Consider the following 19,097-nt stretch of genomic DNA (forward strand, 5'->3'; position numbering starts at 1 on the left):
GGTTGGATCGTAAGCGACGGTAATAATTAAATTTTTTTTGAAAACTTGCTTGACGACCCCCTGAAAAACCCGTTTAATGCGCCCCGTTGCCCAGATAGCTCAGTCGGTAGAGCAGGGGATTGAAAATCCCCGTGTCGGCGGTTCGATTCCGTCTCTGGGCACCAAATACCGAAAACCCTGAATCGCAAGATTCAGGGTTTTTTTATGCCCGCAGTTTAATGGCGACCACATCCAGCCTTAGCTGTTCCAGTGGAACACCAGATTACGGGCTGCGCCGCTGCCAATATCGGCAACATCGTGCCGTACCTCTCCATTACGCGTCGCGGTGACGGTGTATTTGCCGGCTGGCAGTTGCACATAAACCAGCGGACCGGCGTTATTCAGCGTCAGTACGGGTTGCCCTTTAGCCTTCTCGATAACCAGCGTCACGTCGGGTATGTATTCATTCAGAGACCCGACCGAGAAGGTCATGTGCAGGTTGTAACCCGTGGTCTGCTGAATGGCTTTCGACTCGTCCTGGCCAATCCCGCCGGACAAATAAGCGACTCCATTCTGCTCTTGCCGCTGGACCTGCACGCCCGAGCTATCAACAGGCTCAAGACTGGCAGCAGGCAACACACCGGAACACATCAACACGCCGACCGTGGCGAGGGGCAACATCAGTGAACTAAAGCGCTTCATGATGACGACTCCCGGGCTCCACAGAACCCAATCGTTACATAATTTTGATTTCTGGCGCGGTGGTCGTGTTTTAGATCGATTTGTACTTGGGTCCAGTACGAAACGTACTACGTGATTTGATCCATATCCCTCACCTGCCATCAGGTTGGTCCTGCTAATACGTCCGGCATTTCCTTCCGGGTTTCAGGCAGCGCCCTGCATCTTTGACTCGTGCGTTCTTGGCACCCTTTTCTGCCTGTTCAATCACACGCGGAAACCAAATGAGCGCTATAACGCCTGCAAACACAGAAGATCAAAATATCGCGTCGCTGCTGGGCGACCTTGGCAACTTGATCCGCCAGGCGCGGCTTACAGTTCAGCGAGCCGTCGATAGCGCCCAGGTACAAACCTACTGGCAGATCGGGCGACACATAGTGGAATTTGAACAAGAGGGCGCTAGGCGTGCGGTATACGGCAAGCAGTTGCTGGCATCGCTTGCAAAGGTACTGACAGTGGAGTTCGGAAAGGGGTTTGACGAGACCAATTTGCGAAAAATGCGACTGTTCTATCAAGCGTTTCCAATTCGAGACGCACTGCGTCTCGAATTGAGCTGGACGCATTACCGCAGGCTTTTGCGAGTGGACAGTGAAAAAGCACGCAAGTGGTACATGGACGAAGCCGCCACCCAGAACTGGTCAAGTCGCAGCCTGGAGCGCCAGATCAACACGCTCTATTACGAGCGACTGCTGATGAGCCGTGACAAGCCTGCCGTCATGGAAGAAGCCGCCACCAACATCCATGCAATGAACAACGACCCCAGGGATTTCATCCGGGACCCCGTGATGCTGGAGTTTCTTGGACTGCCCAATACTGGAGTTGTTTTGGAAACCAGGCTCGAACAAGCCCTGATCGAACAGCTTCAGGGTTTCCTGCTTGAGTTGGGCAAAGGGTTCGCTTTCATTGCCCGTCAACAGCGTATCAGTACCGAAGGGCGAGACTTCTACATTGACCTGGTGTTCTATAACTATCTGCTCAATTGTTTCGTCATCTTCGATCTCAAACGCGGTGAATTGACACATCAGGATGTCGGACAGATGGACATGTATGTGCGTATGTACGACGACCTCAAACGCAGAGAGAAGGACGGGCCTACCGTCGGCATTATTCTTTGCGCGCAAAAAAACGACTCTGTGGTGCGCTACTCGGTACTGCAGGGCAATGAACAACTCTTCGCCAGCAAATATAAGCTGGTACTCCCGAGCGAGGATGAACTGCGGGCGGAACTGAATCGGGAACGGGCGCTGATCGAAGAGCGCCTGCTCAATCAAATGCCCGAATAAAACGGGCTGATTGTTCATCCACAACACAAAGACTATCGTTGGCAGCTACCCGCAAAGGTCCGAAGACGATGAATTTGCAGGACATGCCTCCACTGGCCCCCACTCAAATCGAGTTGCCACTGGCAACAGACGCCGTTGCCGAGCCCTTCAGGCAACCCGCCGCCGACGGCTTCACTCTCGGCGGCTTCACGTGGCGGCATACCGATACGGACCTCACTCGCCCAGTGGTGATCATCAACGCCGCTACCTCGGTCCGCTGTCGGCACTACTCGCGTTTCGCCGACTACCTGTTCGCCAACGGCTTCGATGTGATCACCTACGACTACCGTGGCATCGGCGAATCGCGCCCGACTTCGCTCAAAAGACTTCAGGCCTCGTGGACCGACTGGGGCGCGCTGGATTTTGAAGCGATGCTCAAGCGCGCACAGCGCGAGTTTCCCGGGCAGCCGATCGATGTCGTCGGTCATAGCTTTGGCGGCTGTGCAGCGGGGCTGGGGGCGTCAGGGACGCTGATCCGGCGCCTGGTGACCGTTGGCGCACAATTCGCTTACTGGCGCGATTACGCGCCCGCTCACCGCTGGCGGATGTTTGGCAAGTGGCATGTGGTTATGCCGATAGTGACGATGATCTGCGGATATTTTCCCGGCAAGCGCCTCGGCTGGCTCGAAGACACACCCGCCGGCGTGGTCCGTGACTGGAGCACGCCCACTGCCCGCTACGAAACGCGCCCCAGCGGCCGTGCAGCCCACGCAACCACCGGTCGCCTGCCCTTCGCCACCGTCAATGCGAAAATCCTGGCGATCAGCATCAGCGATGATCCCTACGGCACCGTCCCGGCCATCGAACGCCTGCTTGGTTACTTCACTGGCAGCCTCAATACCCACCTGCGCATTGCGCCCGAAGACATCGGCGAAGCAGAAGTCGGACATTTCGCCTTTTTTCGCAGCGCATACCAAGCCACACTATGGCCCATTGCATTGTCCTGGCTGCAAAACGGCGAGCTGGCCCCCGGTACACCCGGGCGGACAGTGCCACGCAACTGAGTCACTGCCCTTTCAACGAATTACGGAACGACGCTCATGGCCTCCGCCAACAAGCAGCAAAAACGCGCCTCGCGCGCCAAGGCCAAGGCCAAGCAGAACCGCACCCAACGCGCCGCCACGCCGGTCGAACTGGACCCGAATGACGACCGCATCGATTTCGAGTCGGTGGACCTGACCGAACTGTTCAAGAAAATGATCGACGCCGAAAAGATCAGCCAGCAAGCCATGTGCACGGCCTTCCTCGAAGACCCGCTGCTGGAACTGGTGTACGAGCAGGAAGGCGAAGAAGGCGCGATGGACTTTATCCTCGCCGCGCTGATCGAATATCGCCAATGGTCCACCGAAACCGACGAAGCCGGCGCCCTGGCATGGATCGAATCACCGGCCTTCCAGGCTGACTACGTGGCGGCGTCCGACGCCATTGCCGCGCAAACCCAACAGAAACCGAACTGAGCTCCCATGGCCTCCCTGAACAAGCAACAGAAACGCGCCAAACGCGCAAAAGCCAAAGCCAAGCAAATCAATATCCACGGCAGAAAACCCGTCGCGCTGGACGATGATCTCGGCCATCTCGCCGAGCCAATCCCGGAATACACCCTGGCGATGTTCAGCAAAATGCGCGACGCGGAAGCCATCAGCCGCAGCGAAATGCTCTCCGTGCTGCTGACGAACCTGGCCTTCATCATCATCGATCATCCAGAACTGCTGGACATGGAAAACGCCGACGACGAAGGCATGGCCGCCACCCACCTGGCCGCCGACATGCTGATCGATTACCGCATGTGGGCCGACGGCATGGACCGCGACGCCGCCCAGGCATGGCTGAGCGAGCCGCAGTTCATCGCCGATTTCGGCGCTGCACTGGATGTCTACCGCGAGTCGCTGGAAGCGCCGGAAGAAAAAGCCAAGTAAGGGATACGGCTCAAACAAAAACGGCCGCTTGTCATCACTGACAGCGGCCGTTTTGCGTTACGCGGTATGAATCAGTTCAACACCACCGCGCCACTTTTTTCCAGCTTGCGACGGCGAGCAACCAGCAAGCCGGCAGCAACCACCAGAGCGCTGAGCAGACCGGTCGCGAGGATTTCCACGCGATGGGCTTCCTGGAACAGCATGATGGTCAGGGCACCGACGATGAATACGATCACCGCGTAGGTCAGGCCCGGGAACAGCCACATGCTGAAGACGATTTTCTCGCCGCGAGCCATACGCTGTTTACGCATACGCAGTTGCGAGATCGCGATCACCAGGTACACCAGCAGTGCGATGGCACCGGAGCTGGCCAGCAGGAATTCGAACACCGCAGCCGGGGCCACGTAGTTGGCGAAGGTTGCCAGGAACGCTGCGCCAGTGGACAGCATGACAGCCCAGTATGGCGTGCCGCTTTTGTTAGTGCGCGTGGACATGGCCGGTGCATCACCACGCTTGCCCAGGGAGAACAGCATGCGCGACGACGTGTAGAGCGCCGAGTTCAGGCAGCTGGTCACAGCAACCAATACCACGATGTCGACGATCATCTTGGCGTTAGGGATACCCATGCGCTCAAGCACAGTCTGGTAGGAACCCAGGCTGGCCAGTACCGGATCGTTCCATGGCACCAGGGCCACGACGATGAAGATCGATACGAGGTAGAACAAGCCGATCCGCCAGATCACCGAATTGGTGGCCTTGGAGATTTGCTTGCCAGGGTTCTTCGATTCCGCGGCCGCGATGGTCACGATCTCGGTACCCATGAAGGAGAACATGGTGGTCAGGATGGCACCCAACACCGCGCCCATGCCGTTTGGCAGGAAGCCCTGGGTGTCGAACAGATGGGAAACACCGCTGACCTGGCTGCCCGGCAGGAAGCCGAAGATCGCCATGACGCCCAGAACGATGAAGCCGATGATCGCCAGGACCTTGATCAGGGCGAACCAGAACTCGAACTCGCCGTAGTTCTTCACGCTGAAGAGGTTGGTCACGGTCAACAGCATGGTGATCACCAGGGCGAAGGCCCAGATGTCCACGCCAGGGAACCAGGCATGCAGGATGGTTGCGGCGGCGTTGGCTTCCAGCGGGATTACGAGAACCCAGAACCACCAGTACAGCCAGCCGATGGTGAAACCGGCCCAGTGACCGATCGCGCGATCGGCGTAGGTGGAGAAAGAACCGGTGTCTGGCGAAGCAACTGCCATTTCACCCAGCATGCGCATCACCAACACCACCAGCATACCGGCGGCGGCATAGGCCAACAGCACGGCCGGGCCTGCAGCAGCGATAGCGTGGCCCGAGCCTACGAACAGGCCGGCGCCGATAACCCCGGCGATCGACAGCATGGTCACATGACGCGGTTTAAGCCCCTGTTCGAGGCCATTAGAGCTTTGGGTACTGCTCATTGAAACTACCTTTGTAAGGAAAAGCGAATGCGTGCGTCCCGCCTGAATTTCCCTTCTGTAAAAAGAAACCAACGGAGCGTTCCGGAATCTGCACGCAATAAATGCGCCAAAATGTTTCAAAAGCGTCTACCCCGGCGATTTCGACCGGACCGGACAGTCATCGCAAGTCATTGAAAGTAATGGCACTTTGCCAAAGCGTTACCCTGCGACCCACTTCGGGAACGAATCTGCGCACCGGAAACACATCTAAAAACGACATGACGCACAATAAAAGTGCAGATCTGGAACGTTCGGCCGGTTAGCGCTTCCAACACCCCACCAAAGCTGGCAACATCGCGCCCTTTTTTACGCGACAGCACCGCGCTTTTACCCGCTTGCAGGGTTCAAACGGCTGTTCGGTTGTTGATGGGGCGACAGTCTGCTGTGCCGATGCGACAACCTGCCACATGCCACCCGTTTACTGCCCGTAGCGCTGTTGGCTGCCTTTGAAACGCTATGCTAGCTTGGCCGCCTCGCCAGGAAGGCCACCAACAGCAGGAGCGCAACATATATGAGGAACGACATGGCAGAGGCCACGCCCGCGCTTGAAATCCGCAACTTGCACAAACGCTACGGTTCGCTGGAGGTGCTCAAAGGCATCTCGCTGACCGCCCGCGACGGCGATGTGATCTCGATCCTGGGTTCGTCTGGTTCCGGCAAGTCCACGTTCCTGCGTTGCATCAACCTGCTGGAAAACCCGCACCAGGGCCAGATTCTGGTGGCCGGGGAAGAACTCAAGCTCAAAGCCGCAAAGAACGGCGAACTGGTCGCTGCCGACGGCAAGCAGATCAATCGTCTGCGTAGCGAAATCGGTTTTGTGTTTCAAAACTTTAACCTGTGGCCGCACATGAGCGTGCTCGACAACATCATCGAGGCGCCGCGCCGCGTGCTCGGCCAGAGCAAGGCAGAAGCCATCGAAGTGGCCGAGGCCTTGCTGGCCAAGGTCGGCATCGCCGACAAGCGCCACGCCTACCCCGCGCAACTGTCCGGCGGCCAGCAACAACGCGCGGCCATCGCCCGCACCCTGGCCATGCAACCCAAGGTCATCCTGTTCGACGAGCCCACCTCCGCGCTTGACCCGGAAATGGTCCAGGAAGTACTTAATGTCATCCGCGCACTGGCCGAAGAAGGCCGCACCATGCTGCTGGTCACCCATGAAATGGGCTTTGCCCGTCAGGTCTCCAGCGAAGTGGTGTTCCTCCACCAGGGCCTGGTAGAAGAGCAAGGATCGCCACAGCAGGTGTTTGAAAACCCGCTTTCGGCACGCTGCAAACAATTCATGTCCAGCAACCGCTAACGGAGCTACCCACATGCAGAACTACAAAAAGGTCTTCCTGGCTGCCGCCGTCACCCTGGCCTTCAGCGCCGGTGCCATGGCTGAAACCCTGAAGATGGGCATCGAAGCAGCCTACCCGCCGTTCAACAACAAAGATGCCAGTGGCAATGTCGTCGGCTTCGACAAGGAAATCGGCGACGCCCTGTGCGCCAAGATGAAAGTCGAATGCACCGTGGTCACCTCCGACTGGGACGGCATCATCCCCGCCCTGAACGCCAAGAAGTTCGACTTCCTGATCTCGTCGATGTCGATTACCGACGAGCGCAAGCAAGCGGTGGACTTCACCGACCCGTACTACTCCAACAAGCTGCAATTCATCGCGCCTAAAAACGTCGACTTCAAAACCGACAAGGACTCGCTCAAAGGCAAGGTGATCGGCGCCCAGCGTGCGACCCTGGCCGGTACCTTCCTGGAAGATCACTTCGGTGACGACATCACCGTCAAGCTCTACGACACCCAGGAAAACGCCTACCTCGACCTGACTTCCGGTCGCCTGGACGCCATCCTCGCCGACAAGTACGTCAACTATGAGTGGCTGAAAAGCGACGCCGGCAAGTCCTACGAATTCAAGGGCGACCCGGTGGAAGAAAGCGACAAGATCGGTATCGCCGTGCGTAAAAACGACCCGATCCGCGACAAGCTGAACACTGCGCTGAAAGAAATCGTCGCTGACGGCACCTACAAGAAGATCAACGACAAGTACTTCCCGTTCAGCATCTATTGATACTGACCTGCCGGACCGGCGGCGCCCTATGACGGCGCCGGTCCCGGCCTTGCCTGCCGCGATTTGAAAAGAAATCCATGATTATCGACCTCTACGGATTCGGCCCGGCGCTTGCCGCCGGCGCGCTGATGACTGTGAAACTGGCACTCTCGGCCCTGAGCCTGGGGCTGGTGCTCGGTCTGCTCGGCGCCTTGGCCAAGACCTCCCCGTACAAGCCGCTGCAATGGCTTGGCGGCACTTATTCGACCCTGGTTCGCGGTATTCCGGAATTGCTCTGGGTGCTGCTGATCTACTTCGGCACGGTCAACCTGATGCGTGCCCTGGGCGAGTTCTTCGGCAACCCCGACCTGGAACTCAATGCCTTCGCCGCCGGCGTGATTGCGCTGGGCTTGTGCTTCGGCGCCTACGCCACGGAAGTGTTTCGTGGCGCAATCCTCGCCATTCCCAAAGGCCATCGTGAGGCCGGCGTGGCCCTGGGCCTGTCGAAATGGCGCATCTTCACCAAGTTGATCATGCCGCAGATGTGGCGCATCGCCCTGCCCGGCCTGGGCAATCTGTTCATGATCCTGATGAAAGACACCGCGCTGGTATCGGTGATCGGCCTTGAAGAAATCATGCGCCACGCACAAATCGGCGTGACCGTGTCCAAGCAACCGTTCACCTTCTATATGGTGGCCGCGTTCATGTACCTGGGCCTGACGATTCTCGCCATGACCGGCATGCATCTACTGGAAAAACGCGCCGCTCGCGGCTTCGCGAGGAGTGCTCAATGAACTGGGAAGTCATTATCAAGTGGCTGCCGAAACTGACCCAGGGAGCAACCCTGACCCTGGAACTGGTGGCCATTGCCGTGATTGCCGGCCTGTTGCTGGCGATCCCCCTGGGTATCGCCCGCTCGTCGCGCCTGTGGTGGGTGCGGGCTTTTCCCTACGGCTACATCTTCTTTTTCCGTGGTACGCCGCTGCTGGTTCAACTGTTCCTCGTCTACTACGGCCTGGCGCAGTTCGACGTCATTCGTAATAGCTCGATGTGGCCGTACCTGCGTGATCCGTTCTGGTGCGCCACAGCCACCATGACCCTGCACACCGCGGCCTATATCGCCGAGATCCTGCGTGGCGCCATCCAGGCGATTCCACCAGGTGAGATCGAGGCGGCACGAGCGCTGGGCATGTCCAAGGCCAAGGCACTGATCTACATCATCCTGCCACGGGCGGCGCGCATCGGCCTGCCGGCCTACAGCAACGAAGTGATCCTGATGCTCAAGGCCAGCGCCCTGGCCAGCACCGTGACCCTGCTGGAACTGACCGGCATGGCCCGCACCATCATTGCCCGCACCTATCTGCCGGTAGAGATCTTCTTCGCCGCTGGCATGTTCTACCTGCTGATGGCTTATGTGCTGGTCCGTGGCTTCAAGCTGTTGGAGCGCTGGTTGCGCGTCGATGCCTGCCAAGGGCGTTGATGCCCGCGTGTTGACGGGCGAGGACCTGCTCGCCCGTTTCACTGCGCTGGATGCTTTTCTGATACAGCATCAGGCGCTGTGGAAACCACGGCCGTTCACCCATCTGCAACTGCCTTGGGAAACTTCCTACCCCGAGTTGGCTGCCTGGCTACGCAGCAGATCGCTGGAAGACGCGGAAAAATCGCACAACGAACCCGCTCTCGTGGATGCGCCAGAACCGTTTTCGACCTTGGCGGCGATGTCCCTCGCGCTGAGCGCTGTGCATGAATTGCCCGCCCATGCGCTGGAAGCAGCAGGCCATCGACTGAATGTTGATGTGCCGGGTCGCAAGTGGCAGCAGATCGAAGCCTTCGCCAGTCGATTGCAGTTTGCCGATGCGCCGACGCATTGGCTGGACTGGTGCTCAGGTAAAGGTCACTTGGGGCGAAGGCTGCTGCAAACAGGCCAACAGCTGACTTGCCTGGAATACGATCCGGCGCTGGTCGCCAGCGGTCACGCCCTCAGCCAGCGCCATCAACTGCGTGCGCTGCATGTCGAGCAGGATGTTCTTGCGGCCAACGCGGCTTCTTTATTGAAAGCTGAACACACCCCCGTCGCGCTACACGCCTGCGGTGACCTGCATGTGCACTTGATTGAACTCGCCAGTGCGGCTGGCTGCAAGCAACTCGCCATCGCCCCTTGCTGCTACAACCGGATCAGTCTTCCCCGATACTCGCCCGTTTCCTCGGCTGCACACGCCTCTGACCTACAGCTGTCCCTCGACGATCTCGCGCTACCGATGAGCGAAACCGTCACCGCCGGGGCTCGCGTCCGACGCCAGCGTGATAGCTCTATGGCCCGGCGCCTGGCCTTCGACCTGCTGCAACGTCAGTTGCGGGACGTTGACGAATACCTGCCGACCCCGTCACTGCCAAGCGCCTGGCTGGACAAACCCTTCGCTGACTATTGCCATCATTTGGCCCAACTCAAGGAGTTATCCACAGTAGGGTCGCAGGATTGGTCAGCACAGGAAGCCGCTGGTTGGCGACGCTTGGCTGAAGTACGTAATTTGGAGCTGCTACGCGGACTTTTCCGACGCCCACTGGAGCTTTGGCTGGTGCTCGACCGAGCGCTTTTCCTGCATGAGCAGGGTTATACGGTTCGCCTCGGCACCTTCTGCGAAACCCCGCTCACCCCGCGCAATTTCCTGATCCTGGCGGAACGCGCTTAAAGCACCCAACCTGTGGATAACTCTGTTGATGAAATATCGTGGATCCAAATATTTACAGCTGTTTCAGGGGTGAAACGTCACTGTTCAGTTTTCGTACACTTGAATAAAAAACCCGAAAAACAGTGATTTGCGCACAGATGAGAACGGATCCACAGTTTTGCTCTTGACTGCATGTACCTGATTTCCCCGTTGTGCATAAGCGTTAAGCCAAAAGAACATAATCGGCGCTGAAAACCTCAACTATCTTTGCCAAGCGTCAGAATTCTCTGACGCCAGTACAGCAAGGAGCTGGGAAAACATGAGCACATTGAACAGTGCGCAGGAAGCTGTCGATACCGTCGCCAACCAAGCCATTTACGCTGCACTGCAGCAAACCTTCGCAGTGGGCGGCGCCATCATCAACAACACAACCGGCGAGGTCATCGCTGCGCTGCACAACAACGTGCTGATGCCATTTCCCGGCAGCGGCACCACCTACTTCCTGCCCCATGACCCGACCGCCCACGGTGAGCGACAACTGGTGGACTGGTACTACGAAAATGTCGCGCCACTGAACCTGCCACCGCCCAACCAATTGACCGTCGTGACCACGCTTGACCCTTGCGCCATGTGCGCCGGTTCGCTGCTGACAGCAGGATTCAATGTCGCCGTCAGTGCGATTGATGACTACGCGGGCATCAACTACAACAGCCAGTTCACCTTTCCATCACTGCCGCCGCGGATCCGCCAGCAGGCTCAAGCGACCTGGGGTTATTACGCGATTGCTGCGCCGGTCAGCCGCGCCTATCAAGGCTCGACCAGCCCGGTGTTCGGCGGCCAGACGATTGATTCAGCGGCGTACTTCCTCTGCAGCTCGATCTTCTCCGCCAGCGTCAACACGGTGCGCGAGGCCAGTAACAACAGCGGCCTGCCTCCGGATCAACTGCAAAACCCGGCCACCCTGCCAGCCAACAGCAAAGTGCGTCAGGCACTGACGGCGCTCAGCCCGTTCGCGTTGACCGTGAAATCAACCAACCCGCGTGATCCCGGCGCTGAACTCGCCCCGCCATTGCTCAAGACCGCGCAGCAAAGCGCGGTATTCAACTCGGTAGCGCTGATCGATCCGTTCGGCAACCTGCTGGTGTGCCTGGGAGGCGTGGAGAATCAGTCGCCGATTCGTACAGCATTCATGGAAACCACCCGCAACTATGCGGTCATGCGCTGGACCCTGATGAACGACCCAGACCCGGCGGTTCGCGCACAGGCCGAGCAATACCTGACGCATCCGAAGTACGGCACCTTCGTCTTCCTCTATGCCCCCGACCCCACCACGCCACAAGCCGTGATGACGTTTGGCGCCTACGGTTCGACCATGGAAGGCACCGTGCCCCAGAGCTACCCGTCCAACCTGCAATACGTGCTGCTGCCGGGCAATACCACCGCGCAAGCATTGTCGACACTGGCCCAGAACCTGCCGCCGTTCTACACCCAAAGCGTGCAAGTCGCGCCTGCGCAGGTGCTGAGCCAGGACCTGATCAACGCCGTCAAAAGCGGCGTATAACCCTGTAAATAACTCGCACCGGCCAGTCCCGTACAAGACGTCGCGGGACTGGCCGTTCACCCGCGCAAAAATAGTCAGAATTCAGGGGTTTACAGAACCTGCCCAATCGCTATAATCGTCGCCCTGACACGCCGGTATAGCTCAGATGGTAGAGCAACTGACTTGTAATCAGTAGGTCCCGGGTTCGATTCCTGGTGCCGGCACCATACAAAACAAAGCCCTCGTAGCAATACGAGGGCTTTGTTGTTTCTGCCGTTTGAAAACCCGGATCTTAGTGACCCGCGCTCTGACCACCATCGACGTGCAGGATTTCGCCAGTGACAAAGTTGGCGCCGTCCAGGTACACGACTGCGTTGGCAATGTCTTCGATCTCACCCATATGCCCGACCGGGTGCAGGGCGCCCAGCGCGGCGTGGGTTTCTTCGCTGTGCATCGGGGTTTTGATGATGCCAGGCGAAACCGCGTTGACCCGAATGCCGCGCTTGGCGTATTCGATCGCCAGGGATTTGGTCGCCGCGTTCAGGCCACCCTTGGTCAGCGAAGCCAGTACCGATGGCACGCCGTCGATAGCGTGATCGATCAGGCTGGTGGTGATGTTGACGATGTGGCCGCTGCCATTTTTTTCCATTTCGGCGATGGCCAACTGAGTAATGTAGAAGAAGCCATTGAGGTTCACCGACAACACATTGGCATAGTCTTCAGCGGTGTACTGGGTGAATGGCTTGGCAATGAAGATCCCGGCGTTGTTGACCAAGGTGTCGATACGGCCGAAACGGGCGATCGCTTCACGAATCACGCGCTGGGCGGTTGCCGGTTCGCCGATGTCGCCGGCCACGGTGAGGATGTCCGGGTCGGTGGATGGTTTGATCGAACGCGAGGTTGCGACGATCTGGTAGCCGAGTTCACGGAAGGCCTTGACCATGCCGTCGCCGAGACCTTGGGATGCGCCAGTGATGACGATGACTTTTTTCGAGTTGCTCATGATGAATACCTCTGACAATAGTGGGATTTGAAATTCGATGAATCAGGCGTCGGCGGAGGCCGTCGCCATTTGTCTCAACATTTGTTCGTAGTACTCGACCGACTGCGAACCGGACACCAAGTGACGGCCGTTCAACACCATGGCCGGGACCGAATTGATGCCGCGCTGGCGGTAAAACTCCTCAAGCTCACGCACCTCGTCGGCAAACGCACCGGACTCCAACACGTTGCGTGCCTGAGCCTCATCCAACCCGGCTTCACCCGCCAACCGCACCAGCGTCTGCTGATCACTCGGGTTCTGGCCTTCGCTGAAGTAAGCGCGAAGCAGGATTTTCTTCAGTGCCACCTGACGCCCTTCCTCCAGCGCCCAGAGCAACAACCGGTGAGCGTCAAAGGTGTTGTAGAAGTGGCTGCGCTTCTCCAGGTCGAACTTGAAGCCGATGGCTGCCCCCCGTTCGATCTGCATCTTTTTGCCGGAAGCGATGTCTTCGGCCGTGCGCCCGTATTTGCGCATCAAGTGCTCGACGGCTTTCTCGCCTTCGGGCGGCATGTTCGGGTTCAGTTCGAAAGGCTTGTAGGTCAGCTCGACCGACACTTCGCCTGCTACGTTCTCGATCGCCTGCTCCAGCGCGGTCGCGCCCAGTGCACACCAGGGGCACACCACATCGGAGACAAAATCGATGGTCACCGACGCCGTCATGACTGCCCCTCTTCCGCCAGTTGTTTGCGGTACTGGGTGGTGGTGATCCCGGCATAGCCCCAGTTATCGGTGTCGACTTCCTCGATCACGATGTGGGTCAGGTCAGGGCGTTTGTTGAGGACGCGTTCCAGTGTTTCAGTGATTTCGGCGATCACCTGAGCTTTCTGCTCAGTGGTAACCCCGTCGCGGGTGATGCGGACACTTACGAAAGGCATTGAGGAATCTCCAGTGACCTTCCCGTCGGGATGATGGGAGAGGCGTTGGAGCTCAATGTAGGGTGTTCGCTGGAGGGGATAAAGGTGGGGACGGGAACATCATTAGTTACGTGGTGTAATTGGTGTCACGAGGGTAAGCAAAAAAACGGTTGCATCAATCGATCAATCAGCTAACCTAAATTTATCTTAAATTTTATATAAAGTTCCAAGAGGAATGCCCATGGCAATTCAATTCTTCGATAGCCCATTCCATGTCACGCATGACGACGAAGTCGCCAGCAAAATGGCTTTGAAAATGGAGTTGTCGATATTCATCACCCATTGCATCAAAAAGCTGGGTCTCAAACAAAGCGAAGCCGCGACTGTGTTGAACGTGACTCAATCACGTGTTTCTGAGCTCACCACCGGCAAGATCGAAAAATTTACGATCGATGCGATGATGGACATGTTGGATAGACTCGGCTTTCGCACCACGTTTACTTTATCGCCCAACGATACCGGGGCCTTGCCTCAGATAGTCATTTCACAGGTTCGTGCTGGCTAGGCGTTGAACCCCAGTTTGCGAAGCTCCGACTTGAGCTCCTTCAATCGGTTTTGCGCAACAGCCATAGCGTGACGATCCGTCCCGTTCGTTGTTTTAACGAACGAATGAAGGACAAAAATGGTGTCCGCATACTTCGCAATGTAGATGCATCGGTAGGCAGGACTACCGTTGATAATCAACTCAATTGCGCCAGCCCCAATTGAACTCAGCTGCTTTATTGCCAGCTCTGGGTCCGCGCTGTATTGCACCCGCATCAGGTCTTTCCCAAACTCATCCTGTACCCATTCAGGTAGTTCCTTGTACTCACGAGTTGCCGCTTCATTTACAAAAGCAAATCTCTTCAAAAGATGAATTCCTACCTGAAACAAGGCGATGCTCTTCAACACCCCAGTAGACGATTGATTGGGCGTTGTTTAGAAGTCACCGCTGGCTTTTTCCGCGGTAGGACGCAGATTTTTTTGATGTAGTCCGTTTTGTTACGTGTCGAAATTTTCCACTTTTTGCGACACGTATTGAGGACGTGTCGCTGCGGGCGACATGTTGGCGACACGTGTTACCAAAATCGAGTTTCGGTGACAGGAGAATATCAACAGCACGAAAAAGCCCCGAAACATTCGGGGCTTTTGTTGTTTGGGCTCAAGCATGTAAACGCTTTTCGTAGGAGCCCGGCTTGCCGGCGATAGCGTTCTTGAAGGCGCTATCGCCGGCAAGCCGGGCTCCTACAGTTCGATTAGTCGCTACCGACGATCACGGTTTCCACCGTGATTTGCGCAATGGCACGAAACGGCGCAAGCGCAGCTTCATCAGCAGTGGCACCGGTGATCAACCGCCACTCCCGCTCAATCGGTGTCCAGTGTTGCTGGCGAGCGCGCCCCAGTTTGTCGGTGTCTGCGAGAACGATGATCTGCGCAGCCCGCTTGATGATGCATTCCTTGAGATAAGCCTGCTGCGCACTCGCCTCGCACAAGCCGAACTCCGCAACAACACCGTCCGCACCGAGGAAGGCTTTGTCGACGCTCAAACGGCTCAGCGTCAATTCCGCCAATGGCCCTAACGTGCTCATGCTCGAACCGCGCAGATCGCCGCCGATCAAGGTCAGGCGCACACCGGGTGCGTTGGCCAGGGTCATCACGGCGAGCAGGTTGTTGGTGACCACGTGCACGTCCTGGCGCGAGCACAGGTGATGAGCCAGCGCCGCGCAGGTGGTGCCGCCGTCGAGCAGGACGGTGTCGCCGTCCTGAACATGGGCTGCCGCTGCAAGGGCGATGGCATCTTTCTGTTCCCACTGGCTGGTCTTGCGTTCTTCCAGCGACGCTTCCGGCTCATGCACGCCCACCACGGCAGTGGCACCGCCATAAGTGCGCACCAGATGCCGCTGCTTGGCGAGCATGGTCAGGTCGCGCCGCACGGTCGCTTCCGAAACCCCGAGCGCCGCGCTCAATTGCTCGACGTTGGCATCGCCGATGCGCACGAGTTCGAGGATGGCGCGGTGGCGTTCGGACACTTTCATGGCGGGTCTCGTTGTTTGGACGGTGGTCGATCTTACACGACAGCGCCGCTGCACCTCATCCCCGTCGCGTGGCCAGTTCCGCGCCCTGGCGCAATGCTTCGAGCAAGCTGCGCTCATCGGCGATGCCCTTGCCGGCGATATCGAAAGCGGTGCCGTGATCGACCGAAGTGCGGATCACTTCCAGGCCGACGGTCACGTTCACCCCGGCTTCGAGGCCCAGCACTTTGACCGGGCCGTGACCCTGGTCGTGATACATCGCCACCACCAGATCGAAGTCGCCGCGACCGGCGCGGAAGAACAGTGTGTCGGCCGGCAATGGCCCGGTCACATCGAGGCCGCGCTCCTGCAACAGTTTCACCGCCGGGATGATTTTTTCTTCCTCTTCGCCATAACCGAACAGGCCGTTTTCACCGGCATGCGGGTTGATCCCGCACACGCCAATCCGCGGGCGGGCGATGCCTGCCTTGATCAACGTGGCGTTGCCGCGTTCGATGGTGCGCTGGACCAGGCCCGGCTCGATCTTGCGGATCGCGTCGATGATGCCGATATGGGTCGTGACGTGAATCACCCGCAGCTGCGGCGCCACCAGCATCATCGACACTTCGTCGACGTGGGTCAGGTGCGCGAGCATTTCGGTGTGGCCGGGGTATTTGTGGCCGCCGGCGTGCAGTGCTTCCTTGTTCAGCGGCGCAGTGCAGATCGCATCGATCTGCTTGGCCTCGGCCAGCTGTACGGCGCGGGCGATGTATTGATAAGCGGCGTCACCGGCAATGGGCGACAGCTCGCCGAACGGCAGGTCGTCGGGGATCAGATCGAGGTCGATGCAATCGATGATGCCGGCCTCGTAAAGCGCTTGGGAGGCATCTTCGATACGGCGCACTTTGGCGCTGCCACCGACGATCACATTGGCTTGTTCCAGGCGTCGCGCATCGCCGATTACCAGTGGCCGGCATTGTTGGTAGACGATGTCGTGGGTCAGGCTCTTGACGATGATTTCCGGACCGACACCCGAAGCGTCGCCCATGGTGATGCCAATGATGGGGAGGTAGTTGCTCATAGTGTTCATTCGAGTCCCTGGATTCGTGGGCGTTTGGGCTGGGAGCGATCGTTGGTTTCGCTCAGGTGTTGCCATGCCGCATACAAGGCGCGGTCGGTGCCGAACGCGCCTGCCTTGGTAATGATTGCCGGGCGATAGCCATGGCGGGAGGCGGAGGGTCGACCGAAGGCCACCCCGGCTTCGACTTCCGTCAGCAGTTGCAGGCTGTCGATGCCGACCGTGGTCAAAATGGCCCGCGCTGTTTCACCGCCCGTGGCGATCAAGCCGCCGACCTTGACGAAGTGCGGTTCGACCAGCGCGGCCAACATTGTCGAGAGGTGCGCACCTTCATGCGGATCGAACGCCTCATCGCGGCCAATGCGCAGCAGCAGGTCGCTCCAGCCGTCGAGCTGTTCGCCGATACGTGCCTGCCAGGTCGCCCAGTCTTGATGGCTGATGCCTTGGCGCAGAACCGCGGGCGGAACGATCAATTCGCTCAGCCCACCCTGCTCTTTAAGTACCGTGCATTGACGTTCGCAGACACCGGAGAGACTGCCAACCAACACGAGAATCGGCGCCTGACTGCTTTCGCTGTCGGTGGTTTCGACACGCGGGGCTGGCGTGTCGAAAAAGTCGGACAGCCGCGCGATTTCGCGGGCCAGGCCGCCCGAGCCGATCCAGAACAGCGCCTGGTCCAGCGTCGCGGTCAGCCGCGCCAGGGTCAGCAAATCGTCTTCGGTTTGCGCGTCGACAATCACTGCCTGCGTCCCACTGCGGGCGAGTTCAGCAAAATGATGCACGAGTGCATCCAGGTTGCCGCGCAAGGTGTCGAGGTCGAGCTTGGCCGTGCTCAGGCCGGCGGCGACGAGCATGGACTCCACATCCGCAGGACGATCGGCGTTTTCCAGCTTCCAGGTATCGGTGGATTCCAGCGGCTGGCCGTTCACAAATACCCGGCCACCGCGCAATGTGCGCCCGGTAGCAGGAAACGCCGGGGCGACAATGGCCAGACCTGCCAACGGTTGCAGGGCGGCGACTTCGGCTGCCCAATTACCGCGCAAGGTCGAATCGATTTTCTTGTACAGCCGCTGCCCGGGTTTATGCAGGGCCTTGAACGCCGCGACGGTACGCTCGGCGGCCTGTTCGGGAGACAGGCGTCGCGTGTCGGTATCGGCGGCAATCACCTGCGCATCAGGCTGGTCACTCAAGGCGTCGAGCGTCACCACGGTCTGCAACCCGGCGCTGGCAAAGCCGATGGCGCAATCCGCCGCGCCGGACAGATCGTCTGCGATGATCAGAATACTCATCGCAAGGCTTCCCGCTTTTGCGGTTCGATACTCGGCTCGGGTATGACGACAGGGTTGCGCTGTTGCACGCGTTTGGCGACTGCTGCCGTGAGCACCGGGGCGAGGATGGCGGTTACCACAACGCACGCTGCGACCAATATGGTCGCGCTCTTGGCAGCCTCGGCATACACCGGATTGGCCGCCGCAATCAGCGCAGGCACGGCGGCGGCATTCCCGGCGGTGGTGGCCGCCGCAACACCGGCGACGCCAGTGCCGCCAGTCAACCGATCGGCGAAGAACAACGGGATACCGGTCAGCACGACAACCGCCACACCCATGCCCAGACCCAGCAAACCGGCCTGCCAGACGTTATGCAGATCCAGGCTCGCACCGAGGGCCAAGGCGAAGAACGGGATCATCACTGGCACGGCTTTGGCCAGGAAGTCGCGCATGTCACGGTCGAGGTTACCCAGCAACATGCCGAGAGCAAGCGGCAAGATGCTGCCGACCAGCGTTGGCCAAGGGAAGGCCGACAAACCGGCGATGCCGAGAGTCACCATGGTCAGAAAAGGGCCTGACTCCAGCGACATCACCGAGTACGCACCGACGTCTTCGGAACGACCGTATTGCCCCATCAACGCCATGTACAAGCCGCCGTTGGTGTCGTTCATCGCCGCGACCACTGCCAATGTAGAGACGCCGGCGAAGAGCCCCGAGGAAATCGGCTGCTCACCCAAAAAGTGCCCAAGCACAATGCCGATGAGCACGGCGATGCCGACTTTGGTCGCCAGCAGCGTACCGCCTTTTTTCAGCAGGTAAGGCGTGGATTTGATGTTGATGCTCGCGCCCATGCACACATAGAACACCGCCAGAATGGGCAGTGCACCGGTGAACAGCGCATTGGTGAATGAACCGAAAAATTTGGGGGTGTCGGGCAGGAAGGTTGCCACCAGCGAACCGATGAGCAGAGGCACGATCATCATGCCGCCGGGGATGCGTTCAATGGTGCGCTTGATTGGGATCTGGGCCACGAGGGTCTCCTTTTATAATTGTTTGGCAAGACGTGCATCACCTCGAAACTGACTGAACCGATCAAATC

General features: G+C 58.7%; 21 protein-coding genes and 2 tRNA genes. 13 read left to right on the forward strand and 10 right to left on the reverse strand.

The window, feature by feature from the left end:
* Positions 1–88: 88 nt before the first annotated feature.
* Positions 89–164 (forward strand) — tRNA-Phe (locus GPL81_RS04395).
* 73 nt (positions 165–237) lie between these two features.
* Here GPL81_RS04395 and GPL81_RS04400 read toward each other — a convergent pair.
* Positions 238–681, reverse strand: a complete 444-nt coding sequence (locus GPL81_RS04400) for a carboxypeptidase regulatory-like domain-containing protein (RefSeq protein ID WP_160105341.1) — start codon at positions 679–681, stop codon at positions 238–240.
* Positions 682–941: 260 nt separating this feature from the next.
* On the opposite strand from GPL81_RS04400, the gene GPL81_RS04405 reads away from it, so the two are divergent.
* The 4 genes from GPL81_RS04405 (at position 942) to GPL81_RS04420 (ending at position 3,955) form a co-directional block, all read left to right on the forward strand.
* On the forward strand, positions 942–2,000 hold the full coding sequence (locus tag GPL81_RS04405; protein WP_160105342.1) for a PDDEXK nuclease domain-containing protein: 1,059 nt from the start codon (positions 942–944) through the stop codon (positions 1,998–2,000).
* A 68-nt stretch (positions 2,001–2,068) separates the two neighbouring features.
* Complete coding sequence (locus tag GPL81_RS04410) at positions 2,069–3,043, forward strand: alpha/beta hydrolase family protein (protein WP_160105343.1); 975 nt, start codon at positions 2,069–2,071, stop codon at positions 3,041–3,043.
* Between the two features lie 36 nt (positions 3,044–3,079).
* Complete coding sequence (locus tag GPL81_RS04415) at positions 3,080–3,496, forward strand: hypothetical protein (RefSeq protein ID WP_096513874.1); 417 nt, start codon at positions 3,080–3,082, stop codon at positions 3,494–3,496.
* Positions 3,497–3,502: 6 nt separating this feature from the next.
* Positions 3,503–3,955 carry a hypothetical protein gene (locus GPL81_RS04420; RefSeq protein ID WP_160105344.1) on the forward strand — a complete coding sequence of 151 codons (453 nt, stop codon included), beginning with the start codon at positions 3,503–3,505 and terminating at the stop codon, positions 3,953–3,955.
* Positions 3,956–4,026: 71 nt separating this feature from the next.
* Here GPL81_RS04420 and gabP read toward each other — a convergent pair whose 3' ends face one another.
* Positions 4,027–5,418: a GABA permease gene (gabP, locus tag GPL81_RS04425; RefSeq protein WP_160105345.1), complete on the reverse strand. Its 1,392-nt coding sequence runs from the start codon at positions 5,416–5,418 to the stop codon at positions 4,027–4,029.
* 562 nt (positions 5,419–5,980) lie between these two features.
* Here gabP and GPL81_RS04430 point away from each other — a divergent pair.
* The 7 genes from GPL81_RS04430 to GPL81_RS04460 all read left to right on the forward strand — a co-directional run bounded on the left by GPL81_RS04430 (position 5,981) and on the right by GPL81_RS04460 (position 11,932).
* Positions 5,981–6,754: an ABC transporter ATP-binding protein gene (locus GPL81_RS04430; RefSeq protein WP_007972784.1), complete on the forward strand. Its 774-nt coding sequence runs from the start codon at positions 5,981–5,983 to the stop codon at positions 6,752–6,754.
* 13 nt (positions 6,755–6,767) lie between these two features.
* On the forward strand, positions 6,768–7,517 hold the full coding sequence (locus GPL81_RS04435; RefSeq protein ID WP_096513879.1) for an ABC transporter substrate-binding protein: 750 nt from the start codon (positions 6,768–6,770) through the stop codon (positions 7,515–7,517).
* A 77-nt stretch (positions 7,518–7,594) separates the two neighbouring features.
* A complete protein-coding gene (locus GPL81_RS04440; RefSeq protein ID WP_096513880.1) occupies positions 7,595–8,290 on the forward strand; it encodes an ABC transporter permease in 696 nt (231 codons plus the stop codon).
* Positions 8,287–8,976 (forward strand): ABC transporter permease, encoded by a 690-nt coding sequence (locus GPL81_RS04445; RefSeq protein ID WP_096513881.1) that lies wholly within the window; start codon positions 8,287–8,289, stop codon positions 8,974–8,976. Before GPL81_RS04440 ends, GPL81_RS04445 begins: the two co-directional genes overlap by 4 nt.
* Complete coding sequence (locus GPL81_RS04450; RefSeq protein WP_160105346.1) at positions 8,957–10,186, forward strand: methyltransferase; 1,230 nt, start codon at positions 8,957–8,959, stop codon at positions 10,184–10,186. Before GPL81_RS04445 ends, GPL81_RS04450 begins: the two co-directional genes overlap by 20 nt.
* A gap of 298 nt (positions 10,187–10,484) precedes the next feature.
* Complete coding sequence (locus GPL81_RS04455) at positions 10,485–11,726, forward strand: nucleoside deaminase (RefSeq protein WP_160105347.1); 1,242 nt, start codon at positions 10,485–10,487, stop codon at positions 11,724–11,726.
* Between the two features lie 130 nt (positions 11,727–11,856).
* Positions 11,857–11,932: transfer RNA gene (locus GPL81_RS04460), tRNA-Thr, on the forward strand.
* A 65-nt stretch (positions 11,933–11,997) separates the two neighbouring features.
* Here the strand turns inward: GPL81_RS04460 and GPL81_RS04465 are convergent.
* The 3 genes from GPL81_RS04465 to GPL81_RS04475 are packed head-to-tail and all read right to left on the reverse strand — an operon-like array spanning position 11,998 to position 13,622.
* On the reverse strand, positions 11,998–12,708 hold the full coding sequence (locus GPL81_RS04465; protein ID WP_160105348.1) for an SDR family NAD(P)-dependent oxidoreductase: 711 nt from the start codon (positions 12,706–12,708) through the stop codon (positions 11,998–12,000).
* A gap of 42 nt (positions 12,709–12,750) precedes the next feature.
* Positions 12,751–13,407 (reverse strand): DsbA family oxidoreductase, encoded by a 657-nt coding sequence (locus GPL81_RS04470; protein ID WP_160105349.1) that lies wholly within the window; start codon positions 13,405–13,407, stop codon positions 12,751–12,753.
* Positions 13,404–13,622, reverse strand: coding sequence for a tautomerase family protein (locus tag GPL81_RS04475; protein ID WP_056852134.1), 219 nt, complete (start codon positions 13,620–13,622; stop codon positions 13,404–13,406). The genes GPL81_RS04470 and GPL81_RS04475 overlap by 4 nt, the downstream gene beginning before the upstream one ends.
* 220 nt (positions 13,623–13,842) lie before the next feature.
* Between GPL81_RS04475 and GPL81_RS04480 the strand changes: the two genes are divergently transcribed.
* On the forward strand, positions 13,843–14,166 hold the full coding sequence (locus GPL81_RS04480; RefSeq protein ID WP_160105350.1) for a helix-turn-helix domain-containing protein: 324 nt from the start codon (positions 13,843–13,845) through the stop codon (positions 14,164–14,166).
* On the opposite strand, the gene GPL81_RS04485 is transcribed toward GPL81_RS04480, so the two are convergent.
* From GPL81_RS04485 to GPL81_RS04505, 5 genes are all read right to left on the reverse strand, one after another.
* On the reverse strand, positions 14,163–14,552 hold the full coding sequence (locus tag GPL81_RS04485) for a type II toxin-antitoxin system RelE/ParE family toxin (RefSeq protein WP_246218882.1): 390 nt from the start codon (positions 14,550–14,552) through the stop codon (positions 14,163–14,165). The two genes, GPL81_RS04480 and GPL81_RS04485, sit on opposite strands and share 4 nt — an antisense overlap.
* Before the next feature lie 344 nt (positions 14,553–14,896).
* Positions 14,897–15,676, reverse strand: coding sequence for a DeoR/GlpR family DNA-binding transcription regulator (locus tag GPL81_RS04490; RefSeq protein ID WP_160105351.1), 780 nt, complete (start codon positions 15,674–15,676; stop codon positions 14,897–14,899).
* Positions 15,677–15,731: 55 nt separating this feature from the next.
* On the reverse strand, positions 15,732–16,733 hold the full coding sequence (pdxA, locus tag GPL81_RS04495) for a 4-hydroxythreonine-4-phosphate dehydrogenase PdxA (RefSeq protein ID WP_160105352.1): 1,002 nt from the start codon (positions 16,731–16,733) through the stop codon (positions 15,732–15,734).
* Positions 16,734–16,738: 5 nt separating this feature from the next.
* A complete protein-coding gene (locus tag GPL81_RS04500; protein ID WP_160105353.1) occupies positions 16,739–18,019 on the reverse strand; it encodes a four-carbon acid sugar kinase family protein in 1,281 nt (426 codons plus the stop codon).
* On the reverse strand, positions 18,016–19,029 hold the full coding sequence (locus tag GPL81_RS04505) for a 2-keto-3-deoxygluconate permease (protein WP_096513889.1): 1,014 nt from the start codon (positions 19,027–19,029) through the stop codon (positions 18,016–18,018). The genes GPL81_RS04500 and GPL81_RS04505 overlap by 4 nt, the downstream gene beginning before the upstream one ends.
* Positions 19,030–19,097 lie beyond the last annotated feature (68 nt).

Origin of the sequence: Pseudomonas izuensis, from assembly GCF_009861505.1 — a bacterium.
GTDB classification, from domain to species: domain Bacteria; phylum Pseudomonadota; class Gammaproteobacteria; order Pseudomonadales; family Pseudomonadaceae; genus Aquipseudomonas; species Aquipseudomonas izuensis.